Here is a 12,452-nt window from a genome sequence, read left to right on the forward strand (position 1 = left end):
GAACTTCAGAGCGGGCCGGTTTCCAGCATGCCGTTGATGACGCTTAGATCGGCCTCGTCTAGCGTGGCGTTCGCGGCTTTGAGGCGCAGTCCCTGGAGCAGGGTTTCAGCCCGCGCCTTGTACCAGTCGCGCTGGGCCGCGTACAGCTGCTGCTCGGCGTTGAGCACGTCCATGTTGATGCGCGTGCCGACGAGGTAGCCGATCTTGTTGGCGTCCAGTGAGCTTTTGCTGGACGTGATGGCCGAAGCCAGCGCCTGGACCTGCGCCGTGCCGTTGACGACGCCGGCGAAGGCCTGGCGCGCCTGGGTTGCCGCCTGCCGGCGCGCCGCTTCCAGGTCTTCCCCGGCCTTGCCCTTGAGCGCCACGGCTTCGCGAACGCGCGCCTGTACGCCTCCGCCGGCGTAGAGGGGAATGGTCAGGCTCATGCCGACCTGGCCGGAGCGTGAACGCACCGAAATATCGGCCGGAGAGGTGATGCTGCCTGAGGTGTAGTTGTTGCCGTAAGAGGCGGTCAAGTCCAGGGTCGGCGAATGCGCCGCCTGGCTTTTGGCGATCTCGCGGTCGGCGACTTCCAGTGTGGCCTGGGCGATGCGCACCTGGATGGATTGTTCGCGGGCGCTGTCCAGCCAGGGCTGGACGCCTTCGGGCTGGATCCGCGGCAGAGGGCTGTCGGCGCGCAAAGCCGCCAGGCGGGCATGGGAAATCCCCAGGATGCGTGTCAGCTCGGCCAGCTTGTTCTGCAACTCGTTGCCCGCCACCACTGCCTGGGCGCGCGACAGGTCCAGCCGCGACTGGGCCTCGTATACATCGGTCACCGTGCCGGTCCCGCCTTCGAAGGTGCGCCGGGCCAGGCTGCGTTGCTGCTCCATGGCGCCTGTCTGCAGGTGGGCCACCTGCTCGGCTTCCTGGGCCACCAGCACGTCAAGGTAGGCCTGCGCGGTGCGCAGGATCAGGTCCTGCTCGGCCAGACGGAACTGCGCCTCGGCCAGCAACTCCTGCTGTCCCACCTGGTCCAGGACCGCCCGGCTGGTCGCGCGCCACAGGGGCTGGGTCAGTTGCAGGTTCCAGCTGCGGTTGTGCACGTCGCGCGACACCGGTGCCAGTTCGTTGAAAGAGGCCTGCCCGGACTGGCGGCTGGCGGCGCCGACCAGGTTGACCGCAGGCAGCAGGGCAGCTCGCGCCTGAGGCAGCCGTTCGCGTGCCGCCTGCAGCGCGTAGACGGCGCCCCGGTAAACGGGATCGCGCGCTTGGGCCTGGCGGTATACCTCCAGCAGGTCGGCGGCCGGCGCGTTGAAGGCTGCGAACAACAGCGGCAGGCCGGCCAGCCACAAGCTGCCGTGCACTGCATGTGGCGGCCTCTGCTTGTTCGATGTTTTACGTTTGAAGTGCGCCGGATGCACCGGCCCAGGTTCGGGGTGATGCACCTCGACCTCCCTGCAGTAGTGTTCAAATTTGAACCATACGGGAGGCCATGGGCGCTTCTCGGACCAATTGTCCGCAGCCGGACTTTCATTGCGGGAAATACCGGGACGATCAATGGACTCGTCGCTCAGCGCCTGTCGCTATTTCTCGTTGATATCTTCCGCGTGCGGACAATTGGCCTGCGTTCGCGTGATGAAGTCGTCTATGGTCTGGCGCGCCACCACTGCTGTTAACCGGACCAACATCATGGGGCATTCCATCCATCGACAACAAGGAACTCCTCATGAAACCGTATGCAAAATTCCTGGCCGCATGTGTGATCACGCTGGCGGCATCCACTGCTGTGGCCGTCGGCAGCGCTGGCGTAGAACACACCATTCAGGTCTTTCTCAACAAGCTTGCGGCTGCCGACGGTAAACCATTGGAGCAACTGGCACCCGTTGAAGCACGCGCAGTTCTCTCCGGCCTGCAGGGCAGCTCGGCATCGGCCTTGCCTGATGCCGCTATCAGCAACAAGACAATCCGCTTCGAGGACCGCGAGATCAAGCTCACCGTCGTGCGGCCCGCGGGCGCCAGCGGCACGCTGCCGGCATTCATGTTTTTTCATGGTGGCGGTTGGGTTTTGGGGGATTTCCCGACACACGCGCGCCTGGTGCGTGATCTGGTCGCCAGCTCCGGCGCGGTCGCCGTGTTCGTGAACTACACCCCTTCGCCCGAAGCCCGCTACCCCGTGGCGATCAATGAAGCGTATGCCGCCACCCAATGGGTCGCCGAGCACGGCGCGGAGATAGGTGTCGACGGCAAGCGCCTGGCGGTCGCGGGCAACAGCGTAGGCGGCAACATGACGGCCGTGGTTGCGCTGATGGCCAAGAACAAAGGCGGTCCTGCCCTGCGTGTGCAGGTTCTGTTGTGGCCCGTGACCGATGCCAATTTTGAGAGCGGCTCGTACGAGGAGTTTGCCGAAGGGCATTTTTTGACGAGGAACATGATGAGGTGGTTCTGGGATAACTACACTCCGGACGCAAAGCAACGCCAGGAAATCTATGCCTCGCCCTTGCAGGCCACACTCGAACAACTCAAAGGCCTTCCCCCGGCGCTGGTGCAGACGGCAGGCAATGATGTCTTACGGGATGAGGGTGAATCCTATGCCCGCAAGCTCAATGCCGCCGGTGTCGATGTCGTTGCCACCCGCTACAGCAACTTGATCCACGACTACGGTTTGCTGAACCCGATCAGCCAGGTGCCCGCAACCCGTGCTGCTTTGCTGCAAGCGGGTGAAGAACTCAAAAAACGTCTGAAATAAGACGTCCGCTAGACCCAGGATGCGGCCAAGTTGATTTCGGCTGCTTCGAGTGCCCGACGCTTGGTGATAACCTTGGTTCGAACGAAACTTCGATGAACAAATCACCTATGCCAAACATCGCAACCCTTCTTAAAAATGAAATCGCCCGCGTAGCCCGCAAGGAAGTGCGTGCGGAAACCCAAAGCCTGAAAAAGACGATCAACATTCACCGCGGAGAAATAGCCGCGCTCAAGCGCAATGTCCGCGCTTTGGAGCAGAAGGTGCGGCAATTGGGAAAATCTCGCTCCGGGAATTTGCAGGCAGCCGCTGCGCGAGACGAATCCGCGAGTACTTCAAGGTTCAGCCCCAAGAGCCTGGCCAGCCAGCGGCGCCGGCTTGGCCTGACGGCCCACGATTGCGGCCTTCTGGTGGGCGCGTCGGGCCTATCGGTCTATAGATGGGAGTCTGGCAAGGCCAAGCCTCGTGCCGCGAACCTGCGCAGGATTGCTGATCTCCGGGCTATGAAGAAGAAGGACGTGGCCGATCTGTTGGCGGCAATGGTTTGAATTTCGTCGATCGCTCGGTTTGGCCCGAGACTTTGGTGCCGTCAAAAATAAACGTCAAGGTGTCAAGGTAGTATTTTTTGTTGCTTCCAGCACATGATCGGCTAACCACAGTGTGAGGTGGCCATTTGAGGCCGTTAATTTAGCGTTCGGACTTTCGCCAGGTTGCGCAATGAATCGCTTTGCCGTGCATTTTGAGTGTCGTGTCTGGACCATCACTCTCACACGGCTGACGTCTACAGGCGAAGGAAACAGAATCTGCATCGTCTTGGTATTGAGTCGACTGGAGAGTCTCTTCTGTGAGAGTGCATCGTCGGGAGAATCATAGACGTCAAGCATTAACGGGATCAATGTTCCCCAGCACTCGTCAAGTTCAATGGAAACGCCTGACTTGGAAGGCGTATTTTGAAAAGGTATTACATAGGGGTCAAGTATCAGGTTTACTACGGAAAGAAAGTACCGCTGCGTGGGCAATGGATTTTGATTGGGATATCTCTTCTGCATCTGTTCTGCGAAATAAGCCCTTGTGATGATCAGTTGGTCCTTTTCGAGGGTCACATGAAGGTCAAGCCGGGGCCGCATGGGCCGAATCCCTTCCGGTTGTATCCCGTACCACTCATAAAAACCTCCGCAGTAGGCGGTGATGGGCGTGCCGGGAGTTACGCCATTCCTGTGGTCGCTTTCCGTATGGAGCATGGCCGCGGATATATGCTCCGCAAGGTCTTCGGTTGCCGATATTGGGTAAGCAAGGGGCCATTGATAGCCAGCGCCAAGCGCATGATCTGTCTGGTTGATGATTTCCATGAGCAGCGTCCACCCGCTGCCAGCGACATAGCAAGTTCCGAAATTCTTTGTTTCTATGCGAACGGATTTTCCATGAACAAAAGCAGTACGCTTTTGCGAGGCACCAACGAGAACGCCAAGCAGTGAAAACTGCCCGGCGTCATGAGGTAATTGGCGTAAAACATCTTTCACCATAGCGCTATCGAYGCGTGCGGAACTATCGTCTTTCATCGCCCGCCTCGCTGATTCGGACAATTCCCCCCAGAACCGAAATGCCGCAGGACAACTGCCGGAGAAGCTGAGAATGCCCGACCCATTTGGTAGAAAGAAAGTTTTCCGCCCAAGCCACGCGATATGTCGGGTCCCATTTAAAGAAGGCCATTCAGATGGCGTTTCCCCTAGGGCCGGCAACCAAACAGATTTTGACGCTGCAGAATCTTTTCCATTTGCAGAAAGAAGGGTATCTGCCACCAAGTGCGGATCGGCTTCGATATTGAGAAGGGCAATGGCGGTCATAGGCTGGATTTTTGATCTGCCTGGAATGTATGCGAATTCGGCACACGCATAGGATCAAATATTCGCGCACGGCACATGTTTATCTGATTCATCTATCGCGCATCACTATGCGAATGGCATGGATAGCCAAAGGCCTTCACGCTCTGAACAGAGTGCTATGACCACTGCTGCCTGCCTTCGATTGAGGGACGGCAGCGGCCGATCAGTTCCCAGGCTGCGCCCTCAGAGCCAAGGATGTATCCCCGCAATCCTCCGCTCCAGCCACACCGCTTCAACCAGGAGCGCGCTCAGTCTTGATTGAATACTAGGATCGAACGCCGGCAGAGGCTTGAGCCCCAGCCATTGCGACACGATGGCTAGTTTTCGATCAATGGCCTGCGCCTTGGCGCCCTCCCTCTCGATCTCGGCCGCCCGCAAACCGGCCTCAGGCCGCCAGTTCCTCTTCTTCCTCGAGGTTGTCGCTCAGGAAGCCGCCGCTCTGGTGGGCCCAGAGGCGCGCATACAGGCCGCCGTTGGCCAGCAGCGTGCGGTGGTCGCCTTCTTCGACGATGCGGCCCTGGTCCAGCACGATGAGGCGATCCATGGCGGCGATGGTCGAGAGGCGGTGGGCTATCGCGATCACCGTCTTGCCCTGCATCAGCGTATTCAGGCTGCTTTGGATGGCGACTTCGACTTCAGAGTCGAGTGCGCTGGTGGCTTCGTCGAGCAGCAGGATGGGCGCATCCTTGAGCATCACACGCGCGATCGCGATGCGCTGGCGCTGCCCGCCGGAAAGCTTCACGCCGCGCTCGCCCACGTGGGCGTCATAGCCGTGGCGGTTATGCGGGTCGGTGAGGTCGGCGATGAAGCCGTCGGCTTCGGCGCGCCGCGCGGCCATGCGCATGTCCTCGTCGCTGGCGCCGGGACGGCTGTAGGTGATGTTGTCGCGCACCGAGCGGTGCAGCAGCGAGGTGTCCTGCGTCACCATGCCGATGTGGCCGCGCAGGCTGTCCTGGGTCACGGTGGCGATGTCCTGGCCGTCGATCAGGATGCGGCCGCCGTCGAGGTCGTAAAACCGCAGCAACAGGTTGACCAGCGTTGATTTGCCGGCGCCGGAGCGGCCGATCAGGCCGATCTTTTCGCCCGGCCTGACGGTCAGCGTCAGCTGGTCGATCACCGGCTTGTGCTTGCCGTAGCTGAAGTTCACGGCTTCAAAGCGCACTTCGCCGCGCGGCACGTCCAGCGCGGCCGCACCGGGGGCGTCCACGATGGTGTGAGGCCGCGACAGCGTATTGATGCCGTCCTGCACGGTGCCCACGCTTTCGAAGAGGCTGGTGGTCTCCCACATGATCCAGTGCGACATGCCCTGCAGGCGCAGCGCCATGGCGGTGGCCGCGGCCACCGCGCCGGCGCCGACCTGGCCCAGGTGCCAGAGCCACAGCGAGGTGCCGGCCATGCCGAGAATCAGGCCCATGCTGAGCGCGTGGTTGACGATCTCGAAGGCGCTGACGAGGCGCATCTGGCTGTAGCCGGTCTTCATGAACTCGCTCATGGCGTCGCGGGGGGGGCGGGGGGGGGCCGCGGCACGAAGTAATAAAGGCTCGCGATGTAGAGCGCCAGCCAGACCAGGAAGGGCGCCACCAGTTTCATGTCGAAGGCCGCAGCCAGCACCGTCATGGTGGCGATATAGACCCCCATGGCGACCAGCACGTCGGCCAGCACGAAGAGCGTGTCGCGCACCGCCAGCGCGGTCTGCATGACCTTGGTGGTCAGCCGGCCGGCAAACTCGTCCTGGTAGAAGGACATGCTTTGCCCCAGCATCAGGCGGTGAAAGTTCCAGCGCAGCCGCATCGGGAAGTTGATGGCCAGCGTCTGGTGCTTCACGGTGGTCTGCAGCGCCACCGCCGCGATGCTGCCCACTACGATGAAGGCGAGCCAACCCAGCGCGGTGCCGTGCTCGGTCCACAGCTTGGCGGGTGCTGTCGCGCCCAGCCAGTCGACGATGCGGCCCAGCATGGCGAACAGCAGCGCCTCAAAAATCGCCAGCACCGCCGAGAGCAGCGCCAGCTGCAGGATGTAGCCGCGCGCGCCTTCGGTGCAGGCCCACAGAAAGGCCATGAAGCCCTTGGGCGGCAGGGCAGGGTCGGCCTCGGGGTAGGCGGGAAGCTGGCTTTCGAATCGCTTGAAAAAAACCATGGATGTCGGTGTCTTTTGGTTCAGGTGTCTGCTTATAAGGCCTTATGGCTGCGGGATCGTTGACTTATTGGGGAAGGATTGATGCGCCGGCCGAGGTGTGGCCGTGTGGGCGCCTCAGCTGAAAAGCTCCAGCAGGCGGTCCAGGCCGCCTTCATTGATGGCCACCATGGCCTGCTCGCGCACGCGCGGCTTGGCATGGTAGGCCACCGAGAGGCCGGCCACGCCCATCATGGGCAGGTCGTTGGCGCCGTCACCCATGGCAATCGCCTGCAGCGGGTTGATGCCCAGCTTGCCGCAGGTCTCGAGCAGCATTTTTCGCTTTTCATCTCCATCGCAGATGTCGCCCCAGGGCTGGTCCACCATGCGGCCGGTGAGGAAGCCGTCCTCGACCTCCAGCACGTTGGAGCGCGTGTAGTCGATGCCGAGCTCGTCGCGGACACGGTCGGTGAAGAAAGTGAAGCCGCCGCTGACCAGCAGCACCTTCATGCCGGCCTCCTTGCAGGCATGCACCAGTTCGGCCGCGCCGGGGTTGAGTTTGAGGCGCTCATGGTAGACCTGGTCCATGCTGGCCACGCTGACGCCCTTGAGCAGGGCCACGCGCTGGCGCAGGCTTTCCTTGTAGTCGGCGATCTCGCCGCGCATGGCTGCCTCGGTGATGGCCGCCACCTCGGCTTTGCGGCCGGCGGCGTCGGCGATTTCATCGACGCATTCGATGTTGATGAGGGTTGAGTCCATGTCGAAGGCGATCAGCTTGAAGTCGCCGAGCTTCAAATCGGGCGTGGAGACGTTGACGACGAGGCCGGGGGAGATTTCTGCGGGGGTCATGCGGGAGTGGCTTCCGTGGTGGGCGTGGTGGGCGTAGTGGGTGTTCCGAGTGAACGCAGGACGTCGCGCACCATCTGGGCGCGGTCCTTGGGGTTGTCGAGCTCGCGCTCTATGCGCAGCTTGTCGTTGCCGGCCAGCCGGATATGCCGGTTCTTCTGGATCAGCTGCATGATGGCCATGGAGTCGATGGGCGGGTCCTTCTTGAAGGTGATGCTGATGGCGCCGGGGGCGGCATCGACCTTGACCACGCCGTAAGGCCTGGCGATCACGCGCAGGCGGTGCACGTCGATCAGCGTCTGCGCCTGCGGCGGCAGCTTGCCGAAGCGGTCGACGATTTCCTCGAGCAGCGCGTCGATCTGGTCGGTGTTCTTGGCGGTGGCCAGCTTTTTGTAGAAGGACAGGCGCAGGTGCACGTCGCCGCAGTAGTCGTTGGGCAGCAGGGCCGGGGCGTGCAGGTTGATCTCGGTGGTCACGCTGAGCGGCGAAAGCAGGTCCGGCTCGCGCCCGGCCTTGAGGGAGGCCACGGCTTCGCCGAGCATTTCGTTGTAGAGCTGGAAGCCGACCTCCAGCATGTTGCCGCTCTGGTTTTCGCCCAGCACTTCGCCGGTGCCGCGGATTTCCAGGTCGTGCATGGCCAGGTAAAAACCCGAGCCAAGTTCTTCCATCTGCTGGATGGCCTCGAGCCGCTGGCCGGCCTGCTTGGTCAGGCCCTCGATGTCGGGCACCATCAAGTAGGCATAGGCTTGGTGGTGGCTACGGCCCACGCGGCCGCGCAGCTGGTGCAACTGCGCCAGGCCGAACTTGTCGGCACGGCTCATCACGATGGTGTTGGCGGTCGGCACGTCGATACCGGTCTCGATGATGGTGGAACACAGCAGCAGGTTGTAGCGCTGGGCGATGAAGTCTTTCATCACGCGCTCCAGCTCGCGTTCGGGCATCTGGCCGTGGGCCACGGCGATGCGCGCCTCGGGCAGTATCTCTTCAAGTTTCTCGCGCCGGTTCTGGATGGTTTCGACTTCGTTGTGCAGGAAGTAGACCTGGCCGCCACGCTTCAGTTCGCGCAGCACGGCCTCGCGGATCACGCCGTTGTTCTCGCTGCGCACAAAGGTCTTGATGGCCAGGCGGCGCTGCGGCGCGGTGGCGATCACGCTGAGGTCGCGCAGGCCTTCGAGCGCCATGCCCAGCGTGCGCGGAATCGGCGTGGCCGTCAGCGTCAGCACGTCGACCTCGGCGCGCATGGCCTTCATGGCCTCTTTGTGGCGCACACCGAAGCGGTGCTCCTCGTCGATGATGAGCAGGCCCAGGCGCTCGAATTTCACGTCCTGGCTCAGCAGCTTGTGGGTGCCGACCACGATGTCGACGGTGCCGTCGGCCAGGCCCTTGATGGCGGCGCTGATTTCCTTGCCGGAGCGGAAACGGCTCATCTCGGCGATCTTGACCGGCCACTTGGCGAAGCGGTCCACCAGCGTCTGGTAGTGCTGCTCGGCCAGCAGGGTGGTGGGCGCCAGCAACGCCACCTGCTTGCCGCCGGTGACGGCGATGAAGGCGGCGCGTAGCGCGACCTCGGTTTTGCCGAAGCCCACGTCGCCGCAAACCAGCCTGTCCATGGGCCGCGGGCTGATCATGTCCTGGATCACGGCGTGGATGGCGGCGCGCTGGTCSGCGGTCTCYTCAAAGCCRAAGTCGTTGGCGAAGGTTTCGTAGTCTCCGGGCGWGTAGCGGAAGGCRTGGCCTTCGCGCGCRGCGCGGCGGGCRTAGATGTTGAGCAGYTCGGCGGCCGAGTCGCGGATCTGCTCGGCGGCCTTGCGTTTGGCTTTTTCCCACTGGCCRCTGCCCAGCYTGTGCAGCGGGGCTTCCTCGGCGCTGACGCCGGTGTAGCGGCTGATSAGGTGCAACTGGCTGACGGGCACGTAGAGCGTGGCCTTGTCGGCATATTCGAGGTGCAGGAACTCCTGCAGCAGCGGTGTGCCGTCGGCATTCACGCCCTGGCCCAGGTCCATGTTGATCAGGCCGCGGTAGCGGCCTATGCCGTGGGCGCTGTGCACCACCGGGTCGCCSACRTTGAGYTCSGAGAGGTCYTTGATCAGCGCTTCSACATCGCTKACCTGCTCCTGCTTCTTGTTGCGGCGGCGCACCGTGACGCCGGCGGCAAAAAGTTCGGTCTCGGTAATGAAGTCAATGCCTTCCTCGAGCCAGCTGAAACCGGTGTTCAGCGCCGCGGTGGCGATGCCGAGTTTTTCGTCGCTGGCCTGGAAGTCTTCGAGGGAATCGAACGCGGGCGGGCTGACGCTGCTGGCGCGYARGAARTCCAGCAGGCTTTCGCGCCGGCCMTCGCTYTCGGCCAGCACCAGCACGCGGTGTGCCGTGTTGCGCACATGGCCCTTGAATTTCGCCAGCGGGTCTTCGGCGCCGCGCACCACGGCCATTTCGCCGAGTTTCTGGAACTGGGCGTTGTCGGCCACGTCTTCCACCGTGGCGCGTATCGCCAGCTGGGCGTAATCATTGGCGCGCGCGTAGAACTGCTCGGTACCCAGGAACAGCGATTCGGGTGGCAGCGCCGGCCGGTCGGGCGCGTCGCGCACCAGCCGGTAGCGGTCTTTGGTGTCTTGCCAGAAGCGCTGGAAGGCCGGCTCCAGGTCGCCGTGCAACACCACCGTGGCATCGTTGCCGAGGTAGTCGAACACCGTGGCGGTTTCTTCGAAGAAGAGGGGCAGGTAGTACTCGATGCCGGCGGTGGCCACGCCGTTGCCCATGTCCTTGTAGATGCGGCTCTTGGTCGGGTCGCCGTCCAGCAGTTCGCGCCAGCGGCTGCGGAATTTGGCGCGCGCATCGTCGTCCATGGGGAATTCGCGGCCGGGCAGCAGGCGCACTTCGGGCACGGGATAAAGGCTGCGCTGGCTGTCGGGGTCGAAGGTGCGGATGCTGTCGATCTCGTTGTCGAACAGGTCGACGCGGTAGGGCACGGCCGAACCCATGGGGAACAAATCGATCAGCCCGCCGCGCACCGCGTATTCGCCGGGGCTGACGACCTGGGTGACGTGGCTGTAGCCGGCCAGCGTGAGCTGGGCCCTCAGGCGCGTTTCATCGAGCTTTTGCTTGACCTTGAAGTGGAAGGTGTAGCCGGCCAGGAAGCTGGGCGGCGCCAGCCGGTACAGCGCCGTGGTGGCGGGCACGATGACCACGTCGGCGCCGGTTTCCTTGTCGCGCTGCTGGATGCGCCACAGCGTGGCCAGGCGCTCGCTGATCAGGTCCTGGTGCGGCGAGAAGGTGTCGTAGGGCAGGGTTTCCCAGTCGGGGAACAGCGCGCAGCGCAGCTCCGGCGCGAAAAATGCGATCTCGTCCATCAGGCGCTGGGCCGTGGTGGCGTCCGAGGTGATGATGGCGGTGAGCTTGCCTGCGGCTTTTTCGCGGGTGCCCAGGCGTGCCAGCAGCAGGGCATCGGCGGAACCGGCGGGCTGGGGCAGGGTGTAGCGTTTGCCGGAGACGAGTGGAGGTAGGTGCATTGAGCGGCTAGCGAGTGTTCAACAGGTCAATCGGAAAATCATTCGGCAAAAGGCAGGCACCCCAAACCATCCGGAGTGGGGTGCCTGCGTGTGTTCAATCCCTTGATTTTAGAATCTATGATGAAGTTATGACGACAAGCCGCGCCAATATCCATTCCGAGTCCCGTTTTTTTGCCCTGATCCCCTGTGCCGGGCAGGGAAGCCGTGCCGGCACGGTCCAGGCCAAGCAGTACCAGGTGATCGCCGGACTGCCCATGGTGCGGCACACCGTAGAGGCTTTTCGGGCGCTCTCAGGCACTTTTGCCGCGCTCTGGGTGGTGATCTCGCCGTCCGACCAGGAATTTCTCAGCGTGTTCCCCGATTACAAGCAGCAAAACGAGCATTTGCTGCCAGGCGGCGGCGCGACGCGGGCGGCGACGGTGCTCAACGGCCTCAAGGCCATGGTGGCGCAGCCCGGCGGTGCCACGCTGGACGACTGGGTGCTGGTGCATGACGCCGCGCGCTGCCTGGTGATGCCCGAACAGATCGAAGCCCTGATTGCCGCCTGCCGCGACGATGCCGTGGGCGGCCTGCTGGCGCAAAAGCTGCCGGACACGCTCAAAAGCGAGCGCGGCGGCCGCGTGGCGAGCACCATAGACCGCAGCGAAAAATGGCTGGCGCAGACGCCGCAGATGTTCCGCATCGGCATGCTGATCGACGCACTGGAGAAAACCGGCGACCGCGTCACCGACGAATCCAGCGCAATGGAGGCGGTGGGCCTGGCGCCCCGGCTGGTGAGCAGCAGCGCGGAGAACTTCAAGGTTACCTACCCGGAAGATTTCGCGCTGGCGGAAGCGATTTTCGGGCGGCGCGGCAAGTAGGCGCCGAATCCCACCACAACTCCGACAAAGGTATCCATGAGCAGCGTCAACTTTCGAATCGGCGAGGGCTGGGACACGCATGCGCTGGTGCCCGGGCGCAAACTGATCATCGGCGGAGTGGATATTCCCCACACCGTAGGCCTGCTCGGGCATTCGGACGCCGACGTGCTGCTGCATGCGATCACCGACGCCTTGCTGGGCGCCGCAGCCCTGGGCGACATCGGGTCGCACTTTCCCGATACCGATGCACGCTTCAAGGGCGCCGATTCGTCGGTGCTGCTGGCGGAAGTGGGGCGCCTGCTGAAAGAGCGCGGCCACAGCATCGCCAACATCGACAGCACCGTGATTGCCCAGGCGCCCAAGCTGGCCCCCTATATCGCTGCAATGCGGGCGAACATCGCCAAAACCCTGGGGCTGGACGTGGGGCAAGTCAACGTCAAGGCCAAGACCGCCGAGAAATTGGGACCGGTCGGCCAAGGGCTGAGCATGGAAGCCCGCGCCGTGGTGCTGCTGTACTAGAAGC

General features: G+C 63.0%; 8 protein-coding genes and 1 pseudogene. 4 read left to right on the forward strand and 5 right to left on the reverse strand.

Annotated elements, in window-relative coordinates:
* Nucleotides 1–5 precede the first annotated feature (5 nt).
* A complete protein-coding gene (locus AC1D1Y_RS05860) occupies nucleotides 6–1,343 on the reverse strand; it encodes a TolC family outer membrane protein (protein ID WP_477681529.1) in 1,338 nt (445 codons plus the stop codon).
* Between the two features lie 362 nt (nucleotides 1,344–1,705).
* Between AC1D1Y_RS05860 and AC1D1Y_RS05865 the strand changes: the two genes are divergently transcribed.
* Together AC1D1Y_RS05865 and AC1D1Y_RS05870 are read left to right on the forward strand one after the other, a co-directional pair.
* Nucleotides 1,706–2,725 (forward strand): alpha/beta hydrolase, encoded by a 1,020-nt coding sequence (locus AC1D1Y_RS05865; RefSeq protein WP_477681530.1) that lies wholly within the window; start codon nucleotides 1,706–1,708, stop codon nucleotides 2,723–2,725.
* A gap of 92 nt (nucleotides 2,726–2,817) precedes the next feature.
* A complete protein-coding gene (locus AC1D1Y_RS05870; RefSeq protein ID WP_477681531.1) occupies nucleotides 2,818–3,270 on the forward strand; it encodes a helix-turn-helix domain-containing protein in 453 nt (150 codons plus the stop codon).
* 54 nt (nucleotides 3,271–3,324) lie between these two features.
* On the opposite strand, the gene AC1D1Y_RS05875 is transcribed toward AC1D1Y_RS05870, so the two are convergent.
* The 4 genes and pseudogenes from AC1D1Y_RS05875 to mfd form a co-directional block, all read right to left on the reverse strand.
* Nucleotides 3,325–4,566 carry a hypothetical protein gene (locus AC1D1Y_RS05875; protein WP_477681532.1) on the reverse strand — a complete coding sequence of 414 codons (1,242 nt, stop codon included), beginning with the start codon at nucleotides 4,564–4,566 and terminating at the stop codon, nucleotides 3,325–3,327.
* Between the two features lie 424 nt (nucleotides 4,567–4,990).
* Nucleotides 4,991–6,741, reverse strand: a pseudogene (locus tag AC1D1Y_RS05880) (ABC transporter ATP-binding protein).
* Nucleotides 6,742–6,855: 114 nt separating this feature from the next.
* Complete coding sequence (gene serB / locus AC1D1Y_RS05885) at nucleotides 6,856–7,566, reverse strand: phosphoserine phosphatase SerB (protein ID WP_477681533.1); 711 nt, start codon at nucleotides 7,564–7,566, stop codon at nucleotides 6,856–6,858.
* Nucleotides 7,563–11,069, reverse strand: a complete 3,507-nt coding sequence (gene mfd, locus AC1D1Y_RS05890) for a transcription-repair coupling factor (protein ID WP_477681534.1) — start codon at nucleotides 11,067–11,069, stop codon at nucleotides 7,563–7,565. Before mfd ends, serB begins: the two co-directional genes overlap by 4 nt.
* Before the next feature lie 128 nt (nucleotides 11,070–11,197).
* Here mfd and ispD point away from each other — a divergent pair, with 128 nt between their 5' ends.
* Both ispD and ispF read left to right on the forward strand, forming a co-directional pair.
* Nucleotides 11,198–11,929, forward strand: a complete 732-nt coding sequence (gene ispD / locus AC1D1Y_RS05895; RefSeq protein WP_477681535.1) for a 2-C-methyl-D-erythritol 4-phosphate cytidylyltransferase — start codon at nucleotides 11,198–11,200, stop codon at nucleotides 11,927–11,929.
* 36 nt (nucleotides 11,930–11,965) lie between these two features.
* Nucleotides 11,966–12,448 carry a 2-C-methyl-D-erythritol 2,4-cyclodiphosphate synthase gene (gene ispF / locus AC1D1Y_RS05900; protein ID WP_477681536.1) on the forward strand — a complete coding sequence of 161 codons (483 nt, stop codon included), beginning with the start codon at nucleotides 11,966–11,968 and terminating at the stop codon, nucleotides 12,446–12,448.
* Nucleotides 12,449–12,452: the final 4 nt, after the last annotated feature.

This window comes from Polaromonas sp. P1_G1 (assembly GCF_056405595.1).

Coding starts and splice junctions, on each gene's coding strand:
- AC1D1Y_RS05865 (WP_477681530.1), top strand. CDS start 1,706: ATGAAACCGTATGCAAAATTCCTGGCCGCATGTGTGATCACGCTGGCG.
- AC1D1Y_RS05870 (WP_477681531.1), top strand. CDS start 2,818: ATGAACAAATCACCTATGCCAAACATCGCAACCCTTCTTAAAAATGAA.
- ispD (WP_477681535.1), top strand. CDS start 11,198: ATGACGACAAGCCGCGCCAATATCCATTCCGAGTCCCGTTTTTTTGCC.
- serB (WP_477681533.1), bottom strand. CDS start 7,566: ATGACCCCCGCAGAAATCTCCCCCGGCCTCGTCGTCAACGTCTCCACG.
- ispF (WP_477681536.1), top strand. CDS start 11,966: ATGAGCAGCGTCAACTTTCGAATCGGCGAGGGCTGGGACACGCATGCG.